A 16001-nucleotide genomic window follows, 5' to 3' on the forward strand; every position below is an offset into this window, starting at 1 on the left:
CACGCTCCCATGTATTCATGGAACCATGTATCAACACGGCGCCACGGGCCGCGGCGCCTTCCGTTAGTATCTGCGTATGCGTGAAGATACGAAGGCGTGCACCTTCGGGGTCGACAGTCAGTACGTCGAGCTCGCGGCGGAGGTGTTCTCGCTGCTCGCGGACGCGACGCGGGTCCGGATCGTCCTCGCCCTGCGCGACACCGAGCTGCCGGTCAACGCGCTCGCGGAGATCGTCGGCAAGTCCCCGACGGCGGTCTCGCAGCACCTCGCCAAGCTCCGCTGGGGCCGCATCGTGCGCGCGCGCCAGGAGGGCAACCGCGTCTTCTACTCGCTCGTCGACGAGCACGCGCGCACGCTCGTGACCCAGGCGGTCTTCCAGGCGCAGCACGCCGTCGACGACCATCCCGCGCACCACGCCGACGACGCGCACGCCGCGCTCGACGGGTCCTCCCCCACCGCCGGGGACGCTGTGGATGCCGAGGTACGGCGGTGAGCACGACCCGCCCGGCCGCCGTCGACCACGACCACGACCACGACCACGACCACGACCACGACCACGACCACGACCACGACCACGACCACGACCATCCTCACCCGACCGGGCTGCGCGGCTGGCTGCACGAGGTGTTCGTGCCGCACTCGCACGACGCCGCGGACTCGATCGACGACGAGCTCGTCGCGAGCGGCCAGGGCATCCGGGCGGTCAAGGTGTCCCTCGTCGTGCTGGGCGCGACGGCGCTCGCGCAGCTCGGCATCGTCGCGGTCAGCGGGTCCGTCGCCCTGCTCGCGGACACCGTCCACAACCTCTCCGACGCGCTCACGGCCGTGCCGCTGTGGATCGCGTTCGTGCTCGGCCGTCGTGCCGCGACGCGCCGGTACACCCACGGTTACGGCCGGGCCGAGGACCTCGCGGGGCTGTTCATCGTCGCGATGATCGCCCTCTCGGCCGTCGTCGCGGGCGTCGAGTCGGTGCGGCGCCTCGCCGATCCCCAGCCTGTGGACAACCTGGGCTGGGTGATCGCGGCGGGGATCGTCGGCTTCGCGGGCAACGAGGCGGTCGCCGTCTACCGGATCCGTGTCGGGCGGCGCATCGGCTCGGCCGCGCTCGTCGCGGACGGCGTGCACGCGCGCACCGACGGGTTCACGTCCCTCGCGGTCGTGCTCGGCGCGCTCGGCGTCCTCGCGGGCCTCCCCCTCGCGGACCCGCTGGTCGGCCTGCTCATCACCGCCGCGATCCTGGTGCTCCTGTGGGGCACCGCGCGCGACGTCGGGCGCCGGCTCCTCGACGGCGTCGACCCGGACCTCACGGACCGGGCGCGCCACGCGCTCGACGGCGTGGACGGGCTGGACGGTGTGGACGACGTCCGGCTGCGCTGGTCGGGCCACCGCCTGGCCGTCCAGGCGCGCGTCCTCGTGCCGCCGCAGACGCCGGTCGCCGCAGCCGACCAGGTCACGGCCGCGGCCGACGCCGCGCTGCGGCGTGCGCTGCCGTCGGTCGGGACGATCGACGTCGTGGTGGCGCCCGCCCGCTGACCGGCCGCCGGCGTCCCGCGCCGCCGAACCGGGGCTCGCTCCCGATCGGGCGCTCCCCCGGGCCGCCGAACCCGGGGTTCCTCCCCACGGGGCTGCGATCGTCGGGAGCGACCCCGGGTCCGGCACCGGAGGGAGCGCGGGCGGACGTGGGTGGTCGGCGTGAGGATGGAGCATGCTGCTCGCCGAGGTCGCCGCCACGTCCGACGCCGTCGCCGCCACGCGCTCGCGCCTCGCCAAGCGCGCGGCCATCGCGGACCTGCTGCGCCGCGTCGCCGCCGACGCCGGCCCGTCCGGCACCGCTGACGACACCGACGACGGCGGCGACGGAGGCAGGCGCGACGAGGTCGAGATCGCCGTCGCGTACCTCGCGGGCGAGCTGCGCCAGCGTCGCACGGGACTCGGATGGCGGTCGCTGCGCGACCTGCCCACCCCGGCCGAGGAGCCGAGCCTCACGCTGACCGCCGTCGACGCGGCGTTCGCCCGCATGGCCGACCTCTCCGGTCCGGGCTCGGCGACGGCCCGCCAGGCCGAGGCTGGCGCGCTGTTCGGTGCCGCGACGGCGCGGGAGCAGTCGCTCCTCGCGGGGCTCGTCTCGGGCGAGCTGCGGCAGGGCGCGCTGGACTCGGTCGTGGTCGACGCCGTCGCCGAGGCCGCCGGGGTCCCCGCCGACGCGGTGCGCCGCGCGGTCATGCTCGCCGGAGCGACGGGACCGGTCGCGCGCGCCGCGCTCACGGCCGGGAGCCCCGAAGCCGCGACCGAGGCCCTCGCGACGTTCCGGCTCACGGTCGGCCGCCCCGTCCGGCCGATGCTCGCGCAGTCCGCGCCCGACGTCGGCGCCGCGCTCGAGAAGCTGGGCGCCGGCCCGGCGACGGGCAGCGACGACGACGCGGGCGACCACCCGCCGTCGGGCACCGCCGTGGCCGTGGACGTGAAGCTCGACGGGATCCGCATCCAGGTGCACCGCGACGGGGACGACGTGCGCGTGTTCACGCGCTCGCTCGACGACATCACCGAGCGCGTCCCGGAGATCGTCGCCGCGGCCCGGACCCTCCCGGCCCGGACGCTCGTGCTCGACGGCGAGGCGCTCGTCGTCGGGCCCGACGGCGTCCCGCGCCCGTTCCAGGAGACCGCCGCCCGCTCCGCGACCCAGGGCGAGCGCAGCGCCGCCGAGGAGGCCGAGCTCGCGGCCTCGCTCGAGCTGTCGCCGTTCTTCTTCGACGTGCTGCACGTCGACGGCCGCGACCTGCTCGACGAGCCGCTGCGCGACCGGCTCGCGGTGCTCGACGATGTGGCCGGGACGCACGCCGTCCGGCGCCTCGTCACCGACGACGCCGACGCCGCGGCCGCGTTCTTCGAGGGCGCCGTGGCCGAGGGGCAGGAGGGCGTCGTCGTGAAGTCGCTCGACACCCTCTACGCGGCCGGGCGGCGCGGCGCGGGCTGGGTCAAGGTCAAGCCGCGGCACACGCTCGACCTCGTCGTGCTCGCTGTCGAGCAGGGCTCGGGCCGGCGCCGGGGGTGGCTCTCGAACATCTGGCTCGGCGCGCGCGACCCCGACGGCGGGTTCGTCATGCTCGGCAAGACGTTCAAGGGCATGACGGACGAGACGCTGGAGTGGCAGACGCGACGGTTCCGCGAGCTGGAGACCTCTGACGACGGGTACGTCGTGCACGTGCGGCCCGAGCAGGTCGTCGAGATCGCGTTCGACGGGCTCCAGCGCTCCACCCGCTATCCCGGCGGCCTCGCGCTCCGGTTCGCGCGCGTGCTGCGCTACCGCGACGACAAGACCGCCGCCGAGGCCGACACGATCGACGCCGTGCGCGCGCTCGCGCGGTAGGGCGCGGTCAGCGCGGGCGGGCCGAGGGGTCCGGCGCGACGAGCCGGACGGTGCCGTCCCGGTCGACGAGCGCCCGTCGGCCGGACGCGTGGTCGAGGACGTCGACGACGTCGTCGTCCGGCGTCACCGTCACGGTGAACAGCGGCCGGCTCCCGCCGAACGGCGGGTACGGCTGGAGCGCACCCACCCCGGCCTCGGCGCGCGCCCTCTGCTCCGGCGTCAGCAGCGCCCACGAGAGCCGCTCGCGCAGCCAGGGCGGCTGCGTCTCGACCGACCGCGGGAACCGCTCCAGGTCGCGGGCGAAGTCGGCGGGCCCGGCCGGGGGCAGGAAGCCGGGTTCGGTGTCGAAGTCGTACGACGCGTCGACCTCGCCGTCGGCGCGGACCGTCAGCGAGATCGTGAACCAGGCGCCCAGACCGGTCGGCGCGGTGACGGCCCGCAGCTCGGCGAGCGCCTCCGCGAACGCCGGGGAGGTCGGTCTCTGCGCGGGGGGCGGCGGCCATCCGCCGACGACCGACACGTGCTCCTGCGTGCGGTCGGCCACGACGAACGCGCGGTACGACAGCTCGCCCCAGGGCTCGGTCTGAGCTGCCGCCAGCTCCCGCGCCAGCACCGTCACCAGACGCCTCTGCGCCTCGACCGACATCGCCCGCCTCCCGTCCCGGTCCCGGGGACCGGGGCCGACCTCCGCGCATTCTTCCGCACACCCGAGCGCTCCCGTCCCGAGAGACGACCGTGCCCGCGTCACGGCGCGAGGCCGTGACGCGGGCACGTCGGGTGCGGTCAGCAGGTCGGGACGGTGACCGTCTGCTCGACCGTCTGCTCGCCGTCCGGACCGGTGGCGGTCACGGTGACCACGAGGTCACCGGTCACCCCGCGGGCCGCGAACGACTGGTAGGCGTTCGCCCCGGGCGCGACGTCCGTGAACGTCTTGGCCCCGAGCGCCGAGGCGAGCTCGACGTCCACCGCGGCGTCGGAGACGTTCACCGCGCGGACCGCGACGTACGGCTTGCCGGCGAGGCAGCGCGGGGTGAGCGTGACCTCGACGAGCTCGACGTCGGCCGGCTCCTCCAGGCCGTCGATCGCACCCTGGAGCGCGAGGCGCGCGTCGCGCAGCGCCTCGTCCGACGCCGCGGCGTCGTCCCGGGTCTCGGTCGCCGCGGCGAGCGCCGTGCGGAACGCCTGCCACGACTCGGGGCTGTACCCGTCGTCGGTCAGGGCCTCCGCGCTCGTCACGAGGTTCTCGAGACGACGGCGCTCGGCCGGCACGAGCTGGTCGGTCGCCAGCCCGAGGCGCCGTGCCCGCTCGTCGACCTGCGCCTGGGTGGCGCCGGCGTCTGAGAGGAGCGACCGTGCGGCGGCGAGCTCCCGGGTGAAGACGCCCGCGTCGATCCGGCCGTAGCGGTCGATCTCCGCCTCGAACGCCTCGGCGTCCTCGACGGACGCGGCGAGCGCCGCGGTGTCCGTGGAGGGAGCCTCGACGTCGTACGCGTCGGTGAAGAACCGCATGCTGTCGAGGTTCGCGACGTACGGGTGGTCGGCGTACGCCTCGGTGGACAGGCGCACCCACACCTGGTGCTTGCCGCGCACCGTGCTCGGCAGGTCGACGACGGCGGTCCCGTCCGTGGTCCAGCTCGACCCGGTGTTCGCCAGCGGGACGCTGACGAACGGCTCGCCCGGGTTCGCCGGGTCGAACGCGTCGAGGTACACCGACAGGGCCGAGTTCCGACCTGACCGGTTGGAGTTGTGGACGTAGTGGACGGAGAGCTGGTCGAGCGCGGCGGAGCCGAGGTCGATCTCGCCGTACGCGAGCCAGTCGCCGTCCGCGGTGCCGCCGACGTTCGTCACCGGCCCGCTCGTCCACGTCGAGCTCTCGTTCTTCAGCCCGCGACCCGAGTTCGAGGTCCAGGCCTCGGACTCGACGACGACCGACGTCGGGCCGCCCGGCGCGAACGTGAGGCTGTCGAGGTTCGCGACGTACGGGTGGTCGGCGTACGGCTCGGTCGTCAGGCGCACGAACACCTCGTGCGTCCCCTGCACCGTCTCCGGCAGGACGACGGTCGCCGTCCCGTCGGCGGTCCAGCTCGACCCGGTCGTCGGCAGCGGCACGGTGACGAACGGCTCGCCCGGGTTCGCCGGGTCGAACGCGTCGAGGTACACCGACAGCGCCGAGTTCTTCCCGGACCGGTTGGAGTTGTGCACGTAGTGGACCGACAGCTCACCGAGCGGGAGCTCACCGAGGTCGACCTCGCCGTAGGCGATCCAGTCACCGTCCGCGGTGCCGCCGACGTTCGTCACCGGCCCGCTCGTCCACGTCGAGGACTCCTTCTTGAGCCCGCGACCGGAGTTCGCGGTCCAGTCCTCGGCCTGGATCGTCACGGTCGGGGACTCGCCCGGCTGTCCCGGGGCCGTCGGATCCTCGGCGCTGAACCGGAACCAGTCGAAGTTGCCGACCCAGCTCCGGCCCGACGGCGCGAGGAGCTCGAACGTCACGACCTTCGCGTCGACCAGGGCCTGCACGTCGCCGAGCTCCGCCGTCACCTCGGTGTACTTGCCCCAGCCGCTGGTGCCCTTGAGGTCCACGGTCGCGACCACGGGGCCACTCACGTCGCCGGCGTGCACGCGCACGGTGCTCGGCGTGTCCGTCGGGGCGAAGCTCGTGTCGTACCGGACCGTGAGGAAGCGCGGCGGGGTGTCCCCGGCGGCGGTCTCGAAGGTCATGTCGCGGTACTGCACCCACGACCCGGAGCGCACGCCACCGAGGTTGCCGGACGAGCTGTTCGCCTCGTTCTTCAGCTCGCCGCCCGACCACGCCTCGGACTGCTCGGCCTCGAGCGTGCGGTAGCCGCCGCCCGTGAGGTCGAGCGCGTCGATCGCCGCGCCGAGCCGGTCGGCCGCGAACCGCAGCGCGATGCTCGTCGCGGCCTCGTCACCGAGAGCCTCCTGCGCCTTCGTCAGAGCGGTGGAGAACCGGTCGAACGTCACCGAGGAGTAGTTCCCGTGCCGCACGAGCACGGCGTCGTCGACGAGCCCGGCGAGCGCGTCACGCTCGGCGGACGCCACGGACAGGCGGAGCGGGGAGAGCACCGAGACGCCCTGCCCGCGCAGCGCCGACGCGGCGACGCCGTCGGCGAGCGCACCGTCGCCCAGGTGGACGTAGAAGCGCGCGTCGGCGGACGCCGTCCCCGTCAGGGAGACGGTGAGCGCGGTCGGCGACGCGACCGTCACGGCCGCGGCGACGCCGTCGGGCAGACCGACGACGCTCGCCGCCCCGCTCGCGACGAGGTCCGTGCCGGCGGACGCGGCGAGCCGCGCGCCGTCGAGCGTGAGCGTCACGGTCGCGTCGAGCGCGCCGCCGTCGCCGGTCTGCACGGTCGGGGGGTCGGCGCTGACGCGCGGCCCCTCGACCGGCTCGTCGGTGGCGGTGCTCATCGAGAACGCGGGCTCGGTGTCCGTGCCCCAGTCGCTCGGCTGCTCGCCCATGCGGAACGCGAGGTCCGCGCCCCCGATCACGGTCCCGTAGTCGACCCACGTGTTGCCGAACGGTGCACCGTCGAGCGTCGCGGACTGGACGTAGAACGCGTCCTCGGAGACGCCGTCGGCCGTCACCGTGAAGGCGCTGCCGTCGTCGTAGGTGATGGTCGTGGCGTCGAAGAACGGCGACCCGATCTGGAACTCGGACGACCCGGCGGTCACCGGGAACAGCCCGACGGCCGCGGCGACGAACATCGTCGACATGGTGCCGGCGTCGTTGTCCATCGTGGGGAGCATGCCGCGCGGGTCGAGCTGGTAGACCTTCGTCTTCACGGGCGGGGTGAACTCCCCTCCGCCGCTCGGGACCGCGCTGGAGGATCCGGTCGCGATGTACCGGTTCCAGGTCTCCTGCGTGTAGATCGCGCGGGTCCACTTCTGGGTGAGGCTCGGCTCGCCCGTGTAGTTGAAGAGGTACGGCGCCTGGAGGTCGATCTCGTTGGCGTTCGAGTGGAGCATGGCCTTGCCGTCGTCCGGCGCGTGCTCACCGAACATGTGGCGCATCGCGAGCCGTGCGGCCTCGGGGCCGCCCATCGCCTCGACGAGCGCGTCCATGTCGTACGCGTCGTACCAGTGGTACTGCCACAGCGTGCCCTGGTAGAGGCTCGCGGCCTCGAACTTCGCGTAGTCGGCGCTCTGCCACGAGCCGTCGGCAGCGCGCGGGGTGAGGAGGCCGACCTGCGTGCCGTCGGCCGCGGTCCACGCACCCGGCTTGGTGAGCTTCTCGATCGGCCACGACGCCTGCTCGCGCATCGTCCGCGCCTCGTCGGCCAGGCCGAGCTCGTCCGCGATCACGGACAGGCCGTACTGGTCGTAGCCGCGCTGCACGGACGCGCCGGGGTTGCCCGCCACGTAGCCGCGCTGGAGCTCGTCCGCGCTGTACTGCCCCACGAGGCGCTTCAGCGCCGGGTACGCCTCGTCGAGGCGGTCGAACCCGTCGAAGCCCTTGGCGATCGCGTCCGCGACCACGACGGACGACCGCTCCCAGCGGACCGTCGGGACCGAGTGCACGAACCCGCCGAGACCGCTGCCCGTGCCCGTCGCCTCGGCGTCGGCGAACAGGTAGACGAGCGACTGCACCATGTCGCGGTACAGCGCCGGGTCGATGTAGGCGATGACGGAGAACTTGCGGAAGTCGTCCCACGTGGCCCACGAGTCGTAGTACGTGAAGCCCTGCGCGGCGTGCACCGCGCCGTCGACCCCGCGGTACGTGCCCGAGGTGCTCGTCGCGTTCATCGGCATCGCGAACATGCGGTAGAGGTGCGTGTAGAAGAGCTTCTGGAGCTCGCCCGTCGGGTCGGTCGCCGTCGAGGCGTCGACCGCGACCCGCCCGAGCGTCGCGTTCCACTCGGCGCGCGTGCGGTCACGGATCGCGTCGAAGGACAGGTCCCCGAGCTCGACCTGCTGGTCGATCCGCGCCTGCTCGACGCTCACCGGCGACAGCGTGACCTGCAGGCCGACGTCCCCCGCGTCGGCCGGGTCGAACGTGAGGATCGCGCCGGTGTCGACGCCGTCCTGGGACGTCGCGTCGACGAGCTTGTCGTCGTCGCCCCACGTCTGCACCGTCGCGGGCTGGAGCGTGCGCGCGGTGTAGTACAGCGTGTACGCGGCGTTGTAGAAGTAGCCCGTGACCTGCCCGGACAGCTCCACGGTGCCGTCCGCGCGCGTCTCGACCTGCACCGACGACGACCGGCGGCTCGTGTTGTTGGTCTCGAGGTCGACGACGAGGCTCGGCGTCGAGCCCTCGGGGAACGCGTAGCGGTGCACGCCCGAGCGCGTGGTCGCCGCGACCTCGGCCTCGATCGTGCCCGGCGCGGCCGCGATCGCGCCGTCCTTGCCCGCGATGTTGCCGAGCCCGACGGCGTAGGAGCCCGGGCCGGCCTGCTCGTCGTCGTGCGAGAACGGGTGCGCGTACGTGCCCGTGCCCGGCCGCGCGGTGTACGACCCCGACGTCGGGACCACGAGGATGTCACCGCCGCCGCCGGAGCCCCCCACCCCGTCGAGGTTGGTGTGCGTGAAGCCCGAGATCTTCGACTGCGCGTAGTCGTAGCCGGTGTTGTTGCGCCCCGGCATGGTGCGCGGGTTCACCTTCGCGAGGCCGTTGGGCGCCTGCGCGGCCGGCATGTCGTTGCCGTAGTCGCCCTCGGTGCCGACGAACACGTCGACGAGCGACGCGAGGTCGCTCTCGGCGGCGTTCGCCGCGGGGGCCGCGACCGCGGCGGCGGGCGGCAGGACGCCGACGGCGAGCGCGGCGGTGAGGGCGCCCGCGAGGGCACCCACGAGCCGGCTGCGACCGCCTCGTCGGGGGTGGGGGTCGGACGTCGGGCTGGCCCCGCGTCGTCCGACAGCGCTGTCAAGACGCGCGGCAGATGGTCTGGCCACGAAAGCTCTCCTTGGGGGGTCGTGCCGAGGCTGCTCCGCCTCGCCGCGCCCACGGTACGTGCCGGACCGGGCCGCCTCAAGACCCCGTCCGCGAAGTTCACCTGCCCGACGGGCGCGGTTCCCTGCCCCGACACCGGTCTGCCGAGCGCCCGCGGCCGTCCGAGAACTCGTGCCGAGACGCTGCATCCGCGCGGGCCTCCGCGCCGGAAGAGGGGGTGTCAACAGCCCGAGCGCCCGGTCCCGACCGGGCCCCCGCAACCGGAGGACACCATGCACCGCACCGCACGACGCAGCGCCGCGCTCGCGGGCGCAGCCACCCTCGTCACCACCCTCGCCGGGGTGGGAGCTCTCGCGCTCCCGGCCCACGCCGCCACCGCCGACGGCGCCTCCCTCTCCGTCCTGCACGGCGTGCCCGACACCCCCGTCGACGTCTGGGTGAACGACGAGCTCACGCTCGACGACTTCCAGCCGGGCGACCTCGCCGGCCCGCTCGACCTCCCGGCCGGGGCGTACAGCGTCGCGATCACCGCGCCGGACGCGACCGACACGAGCTCCCCGGTCATCGGCCCGGTCGACCTCGAGCTCGCGGCCGGGACGAGCTACACCGCCGTCGCGCACCTCGACGCGGGTGGCGATCCGACCGCGACGCTCTTCACCAACTCGACCGAGCCGACGGCGGCCGGCCAGGGCCGCCTGACCGTCCGCCACGTCGCGGCGGCGCCCGCGGTCGACGTGCTCGCAGGCGGCACCGCGGTCGTCACGGGCCTCGAGAACCCGAAGGAGGCCGTGCTCGACCTGCCGGCCGGCACGGTGTCGGCGTCGATCGCCGCCGCCGGCACGACCGACCCGGTGCTCGGGCCGGCCGACCTCACGGTCGCCGAGGGCGTCAACACGATCGCCTACGCGTGGGGCAGCCTCGAGGCGGGGAACCTCGCGCTCGCCACGCAGACGGTCGAAGGGCTCCACTCGTCACCGTCCGGCGTGCCCGCGGGCCTCTCCGGCCTCGCGGCCGAGGCACCGAGCAGCACCGCCACGGGCGTCGCGATCGCGTTCGGCGCGTCCCTGTTCGGGCTGCTGCTCGTCGCGGCGGTCGTCATGCTCGCACGCGCCTGGCGCGAGCAGCACGCGCACGCCACGCACCCCGTCCGGAGCGACCGGGACGCATGACGCAGCGCACGAACCCCGGTCCCGCGCACCCCGCACGGGGTGCGCGGGCCGGGCTCCTGACCCTCCTGGGGGCGGTGCTCGTCACCGCAGCGGTCGTCGGCGGATGTTCCCCGCCGTCCGTCGACGAGCCGGCCGACGGACTCCTCGGACCGACGGCCGACACCCCGCCCGTCCCGGCCCCCGGCCGGGACGGGACGGGGACCGCAGGCCCGTCCGGGCCCACCCAGGTCGTCCCCGTCCGACCAGCCCAGGACGTGCCCGACCCCGCGCCGCCCGCGCCCACGCGCGTCGTCGTCGCCGACCTCGACGTCGACCTCCCCGTCGAGCCGGCGGGCGTCGACCCCGAGGGGCGGATGGCGCTGCCGGGCAGCGGGGACGTCGCCGCGTGGTACCGGTTCGGCCCGGCACCCGCGAGCCCCGCCGGCACGACGGTCGTCGCGGCCCACGTCGACGACCCCGACGGCGTCGGGCCGTTCGCCCGGCTCGCGGAGATCACGACGGGAGCGCGCGTCGACGTCGTCGACGCGACGGGCGCCTCGTACACCTACACAGTGACGGACGTGCGGAGCGTCCCCAAGCCCGACGTCCCGCTCGACGAGCTCTTCGACCGCACGGGCGAGCGCCGCCTCGTGCTCGTGACGTGCGGGGGCGCGTGGGACCGCGACCGGCGCTCGTACTCGGACAACGTCGTCGTGACCGCGACGCCCGTCCGGTGACGCCCTTCGCCGGCAGGCGCCTGCGGGTCGCCCCGCGAGCGTGCGACGCCCTCGGCGCTACGATCGCTGCTACCCGCTCGCCGCTGCCGCCCGGGCGGTCGGCGCCGACCCTCGAGGACCCGCCCTGAACGTGACCGAGACCGGGACGCCCGACCCGGACCTGTGGCGACTCGGCCGCGCGTTCGCGGACGGCGACGAGGGCGCCCTCGCGGAGGCCTACCGGCGGTGGTCCGCGCTCGTGCACACCCTCGCCCTGCGGTCGCTCGGCACGCGCGCCGACGCGGAGGACGTGACGCAGCAGGTGTTCGTCGCCGCCTGGCGCAGCAGGTCCCGGTTCGACCCCGACCGCGCCCGGCTGCCCGCGTGGCTCGTCGGGATCACGCGGCACACCGTCGCCGACGCGCACGAGGCCCGCGCCCGGGTGCGACGGTCCGAGCAGGCGGCCGCGACGGAGCCGCGGCCCGCCGTGGACGAGGACGCCGACGTCGGACGCGTCGCCGACCGCGTGCTCCTCTCCGACGAGCTGCGGCGGCTCGGCGATCCCGGCCGGACGATCCTCGAGCTCGCGTTCTTCCGCGACCTGACGCACGTGCAGATCGCCGAGGAGCTCGGCCTCCCGCTGGGTACGGTCAAGAGCCACGTACGACGAAGCCTGATCCGGCTGCGCGACCGATTGGAGGTGGACGGTGCAGCACATCGATGACGAGACCCTCGCGCTCCTCGCGCTCGGCGAGGACGTGCTCGACGACGACACGCGCGCGCACCTCGCCTCCTGCGCGGCGTGCGCCGACGGCGCCGCCCGGCTCGCGCGCGTGGCCGACGCGTTCGACGGCGCCGACGCGCCCGACGAGCTCGTCGAGCCGCCCCCGGCGGTGTGGTCCGCGATCCGTGCCGCGCTCGACCTGCCTACGGCGAGCACGGACCTCGACGAGCCCGCCGCCGTCACCCCGTCCCGCGCCGACGCGCCGGACGGCGAGCGCGCGGGGGCCGTCGTCGTGCCGCTCGCACCGCGTCGCCGACGGGTCTGGGTACCGGTCGCGGCGGCCTCGGCCGCGCTCCTCGTGGGCGTCGCGGGCGGCGTCCTGTGGGAGCGGCGCGAGGCCGAGCCGCCCGAGACGACGGTGGCCAGCGCGACGCTCGACCCGCTGCCCGACTGGGAGGGCGCGAGCGGCGACGCGCGTGTCGAGGAGCAGCCCGACGGGCGGCGCCAGGTCGTCGTGACGGTCGATGCGCCGGTGCCCGAGGGCACGTATCGCGAGGTGTGGCTCCTCGCCGAGGACCTCAGCGGCCTCGTGAGCCTCGGCGTGCTCGACGGCGCGGAGGGCCGGTTCGACCTGCCCGACGGCCTGGACCTCACGCAGTTCCCCGTCGTCGACGTCTCGGAGGAGCACTTCGACGGCGACCCCGCGCACTCGGGCGACTCCGTCGTGCGGGGACCGCTCGACGTCTAGCCTCGCGCCCGCACCACGCCGCGCCTCACGCCCGCTCGTACTCCGCGAACGTCACGCCGGAGCGGAACGTCTGCGTGCTCGTCGACCGCCAGGACAGGGGTGCGTAGGTCCGCTCGCCGAACAGCGGGATCCCGGCTCCGAGCATCACCGGGTTGACCTTGAGCGCGAGCCGGTCGATCTCGTCGACGAGCACCGCGGCCAGCGCGCCTCCGCCGCACAGCCAGATGCCCTTGCCGTCCTCGCGCTTCAGCGCCCGAACCGTCTCGACCGGGTCGGAGCCCGTGAACTCGACCCCCTCGCTCCCGCTCGGCGCCTCGTGCGACCGGGTGAAGACCACCTGCCGCAGGTGACGGTAGGGGTTCGTCAGGTGGTGGTCGGGGAGCCCGACGGCATAGGTGTTCCACCCCATGAGGACCGTGTCGAAGGGGCTGTCGGCGATCGGGAGCCCCGCGGCGGCGGCCAGGTCCGTCGGCGCGGTGCCGCCGTACCGCGCCCAGATCGGCTGCATGTGGTCGCCTTCGGCGAGGAACGCGTCGAACTCGCCGTCCGGACCCGCGATGTACCCGTCGAGGCTGACGGCGACGTAGTAGGTCAGTTCTCGCATCATCTCTCCAACTACTACAGGTGAAGTGGTCGCCATGAGACTACAACAGGTGCAGTGGTTGCGATACCGTCAGCGCATGGCGAAGAACTCCACCCGGCGGAGCGCCCTGGCGGACGCGGGCATCGCCGTGCTCGCACGCGAGGGGTCGCGCGGCCTGACGCATCGCGCGGTCGACGAGGAGGCGGGCGTCCCGACGGGCACGACGTCGAACTACTTCCGGAGCCGGGACGCCCTCGTCGCGGGGCTCTTCGAGCGCATCGGCGCACGCCTCGCGCCCACACCGGACGACCTGGAGCGACGCGCCGCCCAGAAGCCGGACCGCGCGCTCTTCGCGGACTACCTCCGCGACATCGTGCGCCGGCTGTCGGCGGACGCCGACGTCACGCGGGCCCTGTTCGAGCTGCGGCTCGAGTCCGGCCGCCGTCCCGAGCTCGCAGCCCTGCTCGGGCCGTGGCTGCGCGCGGGGTTCGAGGCCGACGTCGAGTTCAACCGGTCGGCCGGCCTGCCTGGAGGGCCCCGCGAGATCGCCCTGTTCCACTACGCGATCGACGGGCTGCTCCTCGACCTGCTCACGACCCCGATCGACCCCGGCGTCGCGGCCGACGACGTCATCGACGCACTCGTGGCAGGGCTGCTCCCGGAGCGTTGATCGGGCGAACCCCCGGCGGCGATGACAGCCCTACGCGCGGCGACCGTCGAGGCGGTCGAGCCACGCCCGGACCGGGCCCGCGGACACGAGCCCCGAGCCCGCCCCGGCGAGCTCGTCCGGCACGCGCGCGAGCGCGTGACGGGCACGCCGCGCCAGGCCCGCGTCCCCGAGCCGAACGGCGGTCTCGGCCACGAGCGTCCACCGCAGCTCGCACAGGTGGTCCGCCGGGGGTTCCGGGACCGCGCGGGCCAGGTCGGCGGCGCCGCGACGGTCGCCGGCGTCGAGCGCGAGCAGCGGCTCGACCCACGGCGCGTACGGCCCTGGGTCGCCGAGCCCAGCGAGCGGGCGGCCGTGGCGCAGACGGACCGTGAGCAGCGCGAGCGGGAGCAGCCCGTCGCGCACGCCCGGCATGCGCACGCCGGCCAGCAGGTCGTCGGCGGCCCGGTACGCGCGCGCCGCCGCGTCGGGCGGGGCCGTCTCGGCGTCGCGCATCGCCCGGTACCAGGCCGTGAGCATGGGGACCACGGGCGACTCGTACTCCGCGGCCACGCCCTCGGCCGCGGCGGCACGGTCGTCGGCGTCGCCGAACCGCCCGGCCCCGGCGGCCGCCTGCAGCCGGACGAGGTGCCCGAGGATCGCGAACGTCGGCAGGTCGTGAGCCTCCGCCAGCGCGACGAGCTCCGCGCCGGTCCGGTCCCGCTCGGCGCCCGCCCCCGGCCGCTGGAACGACTGGAGGAACCGGGCGTTGAGCGCCAGCGCGAGCGTGCCGGGGTCGCCGACGTCGCGCGCGATCCCCACGGCGTCCTCCGCCGCCGCCCACGCCCACGCGTCGCGCGTCCCCCGGTGCTCGATCCCGACGACGGCGAGCAGCCGCGCGCGCAGGACCGGCGCCGCGTCGGGGCCCAGGCGGCGCAGCGTGCGTCGTGCGACGCCGACGAGCGCGTCGGCAGCCTCGGGGTCGTCGCTCCGCGTCCAGACGGCGGGGACGTCGTACGCCGTGACCGTGCGGGCGGTGAGCACCGGGTCGCCCGTCGCCTCGGCGGCGAGCGCCGCGGCGACCCGCTGCTGCTGCGCGGTCGCGAGGTGGTCTCCCCCGGCGATCGCGAGCGTGCGCGCGACGTCGACCGTGGACCGCAGCTGCGTGCGCGAGGTCGGGGCCGTCACCGCGAGGCGGGGCCCCGGCGTCGGGCCGTCGAGCGACGGAGCCTGGTCGAGCACGTCGCGCTCGAGTCGCGCGAGCTCCGGTCCTGGGTCGAGGCCGAGCTCGTCGGCAAGCCGACGGCGCGCGCGGCGCACGACGTCGAGCGCGTCCGCCTGGCGGCCCTCCCGGTACAGCGCGAGCGCGAGCAGCGCCCACGCGCGCTCGCGCCACGGGTGCGCGGCGGCGTGCGGGTCGAGCGTGGCGACCGCCTCCCCCGGGCGGCCGTCCGCGAGCAGCGCCTCCGCGAGGAGCTCGACCGCCCGCGCGTGCGCCTCGGCGAGGTGCCGCCGTTCGGACCGTACCCACTCCCTGTCCGGCAGGTCGGCGTACGGCTCGCCGCGCCACGCCGCGACCGCGTCGCGCAGAGCACGCGTGCCCGACGGCGCGTCCCCGGCCCCGATCCCCGGCGTGGCGCCGGGCGCGGGGGCGTCCGGACCGTGCGTCGTCGGTCCACCCACCGGGGCGACGGCCGACTCCAGCCGCGCCGCGTCGAGCGCGCCGTCCGGGAGCCGCAACGCGTAGCCGCCGTGCTCGGTGACGAGCACGCGCGGCCGCGTGCGCGGTGCCCGCTCGGGTTCGAGGCGGCGGCGCAGGTCGCCGACGAACGTCGCGAGGGCACCGCGCCGGGCGCGGGGGTCGTGCTCCGCGTCGTCGTCCCACAGGTCCGCCGCGAGCCGCTCGAACGAGACCGGGCGACCGCGTGCGGCGGCCAGCCGCGCCAGGAGCTCGCGCTGACGAGGCCCGCCCGGGTCGACCTCCGCGCCGTCGCGCAGCAGCCGGACGGGCCCGAGCACCTCGACGCGCAGCTCCACCACCCCGCCATTCTCGCCGCACCCCGATGCCGCGGCGCGGGCGCGCGGGCGGGCGGCACGCGGCACTGATCGGATGCTGATCCGCCGCTCCGAGGATGGTCACGAGCCGCCCGGGCACGAC

Annotated in this window: 12 protein-coding genes; 8 read left to right on the top strand and 4 right to left on the bottom strand. The window is 75.3% G+C overall.

The annotated features are described in order from the left end of the window. Positions 1 to 76 precede the first annotated feature (76 nt). The 3 genes from A0J59_RS01125 to A0J59_RS01135 all read left to right on the top strand — a co-directional run bounded on the left by A0J59_RS01125 (position 77) and on the right by A0J59_RS01135 (position 3367). A complete protein-coding gene (locus tag A0J59_RS01125) occupies positions 77 to 493 on the top strand; it encodes a metalloregulator ArsR/SmtB family transcription factor (RefSeq protein WP_047230948.1) in 417 nt (138 codons plus the stop codon). Then, positions 490 to 1533, top strand: coding sequence for a cation diffusion facilitator family transporter (locus tag A0J59_RS01130; protein WP_064314955.1), 1044 nt, complete (start codon positions 490 to 492; stop codon positions 1531 to 1533). The genes A0J59_RS01125 and A0J59_RS01130 overlap by 4 nt, the downstream gene beginning before the upstream one ends. A 172-nt stretch (positions 1534 to 1705) precedes the next feature. After that, a complete protein-coding gene (locus A0J59_RS01135; RefSeq protein ID WP_064314956.1) occupies positions 1706 to 3367 on the top strand; it encodes an ATP-dependent DNA ligase in 1662 nt (553 codons plus the stop codon). 7 nt (positions 3368 to 3374) lie between these two features. Here A0J59_RS01135 and A0J59_RS01140 read toward each other — a convergent pair whose 3' ends face one another. Both A0J59_RS01140 and A0J59_RS01145 read right to left on the bottom strand, forming a co-directional pair. Beyond that, on the bottom strand, positions 3375 to 3986 hold the full coding sequence (locus A0J59_RS01140) for a hypothetical protein (RefSeq protein WP_156532724.1): 612 nt from the start codon (positions 3984 to 3986) through the stop codon (positions 3375 to 3377). 164 nt (positions 3987 to 4150) lie between these two features. Next, the gene (locus tag A0J59_RS01145; RefSeq protein ID WP_064314958.1) at positions 4151 to 9178 is read right to left on the bottom strand and encodes a glycoside hydrolase domain-containing protein; all 5028 of its coding nucleotides are present in this window, start codon (positions 9176 to 9178) and stop codon (positions 4151 to 4153) included. 372 nt (positions 9179 to 9550) lie between these two features. On the opposite strand from A0J59_RS01145, the gene A0J59_RS01150 reads away from it, so the two are divergent. From A0J59_RS01150 to A0J59_RS01165, 4 genes are all read left to right on the top strand, one after another. Beyond that, entirely contained in the window at positions 9551 to 10447 is an 897-nt protein-coding gene (locus A0J59_RS01150) for a DUF4397 domain-containing protein (protein WP_064314959.1), read from the top strand. After that, positions 10444 to 11163 carry a class F sortase gene (locus tag A0J59_RS01155; RefSeq protein WP_064314960.1) on the top strand — a complete coding sequence of 240 codons (720 nt, stop codon included), beginning with the start codon at positions 10444 to 10446 and terminating at the stop codon, positions 11161 to 11163. The genes A0J59_RS01150 and A0J59_RS01155 overlap by 4 nt, the downstream gene beginning before the upstream one ends. Before the next feature lie 130 nt (positions 11164 to 11293). Next, positions 11294 to 11866 carry an RNA polymerase sigma factor gene (locus A0J59_RS01160; protein WP_064314961.1) on the top strand — a complete coding sequence of 191 codons (573 nt, stop codon included), beginning with the start codon at positions 11294 to 11296 and terminating at the stop codon, positions 11864 to 11866. Further along, on the top strand, positions 11850 to 12614 hold the full coding sequence (locus A0J59_RS01165) for an anti-sigma factor (RefSeq protein WP_064314962.1): 765 nt from the start codon (positions 11850 to 11852) through the stop codon (positions 12612 to 12614). The genes A0J59_RS01160 and A0J59_RS01165 overlap by 17 nt, the downstream gene beginning before the upstream one ends. A gap of 25 nt (positions 12615 to 12639) precedes the next feature. Here A0J59_RS01165 and A0J59_RS01170 read toward each other — a convergent pair whose 3' ends face one another. Beyond that, positions 12640 to 13218 (bottom strand): dihydrofolate reductase family protein, encoded by a 579-nt coding sequence (locus A0J59_RS01170; RefSeq protein WP_064314999.1) that lies wholly within the window; start codon positions 13216 to 13218, stop codon positions 12640 to 12642. 76 nt (positions 13219 to 13294) lie between these two features. Between A0J59_RS01170 and A0J59_RS01175 the strand changes: the two genes are divergently transcribed. Then, positions 13295 to 13867 carry a TetR/AcrR family transcriptional regulator gene (locus tag A0J59_RS01175; RefSeq protein WP_047230940.1) on the top strand — a complete coding sequence of 191 codons (573 nt, stop codon included), beginning with the start codon at positions 13295 to 13297 and terminating at the stop codon, positions 13865 to 13867. 30 nt (positions 13868 to 13897) lie between these two features. Here the strand turns inward: A0J59_RS01175 and A0J59_RS01180 are convergent, their stop codons facing one another. Then, on the bottom strand, positions 13898 to 15883 hold the full coding sequence (locus A0J59_RS01180) for a BTAD domain-containing putative transcriptional regulator (protein ID WP_220084418.1): 1986 nt from the start codon (positions 15881 to 15883) through the stop codon (positions 13898 to 13900). Positions 15884 to 16001: the final 118 nt, after the last annotated feature.

It is taken from the genome of Cellulosimicrobium sp. I38E, assembly GCF_001647255.1.
Classification (GTDB): Bacteria; Actinomycetota; Actinomycetes; order Actinomycetales; family Cellulomonadaceae; genus Cellulosimicrobium; species Cellulosimicrobium cellulans_E.

What these genes read in the sequence shown, in the direction of transcription:
- A0J59_RS01175 (WP_047230940.1), top strand. Translation starts at nt 13,295, where the DNA reads ATGGCGAAGAACTCCACCCGGCGGAGCGCCCTGGCGGACGCGGGCATC.
- A0J59_RS01125 (WP_047230948.1), top strand. Translation starts at nt 77, where the DNA reads ATGCGTGAAGATACGAAGGCGTGCACCTTCGGGGTCGACAGTCAGTAC.
- A0J59_RS01135 (WP_064314956.1), top strand. Translation starts at nt 1,706, where the DNA reads ATGCTGCTCGCCGAGGTCGCCGCCACGTCCGACGCCGTCGCCGCCACG.
- A0J59_RS01170 (WP_064314999.1), bottom strand. Translation starts at nt 13,218, where the DNA reads ATGCGAGAACTGACCTACTACGTCGCCGTCAGCCTCGACGGGTACATC.
- A0J59_RS01155 (WP_064314960.1), top strand. Translation starts at nt 10,444, where the DNA reads ATGACGCAGCGCACGAACCCCGGTCCCGCGCACCCCGCACGGGGTGCG.
- A0J59_RS01150 (WP_064314959.1), top strand. Translation starts at nt 9,551, where the DNA reads ATGCACCGCACCGCACGACGCAGCGCCGCGCTCGCGGGCGCAGCCACC.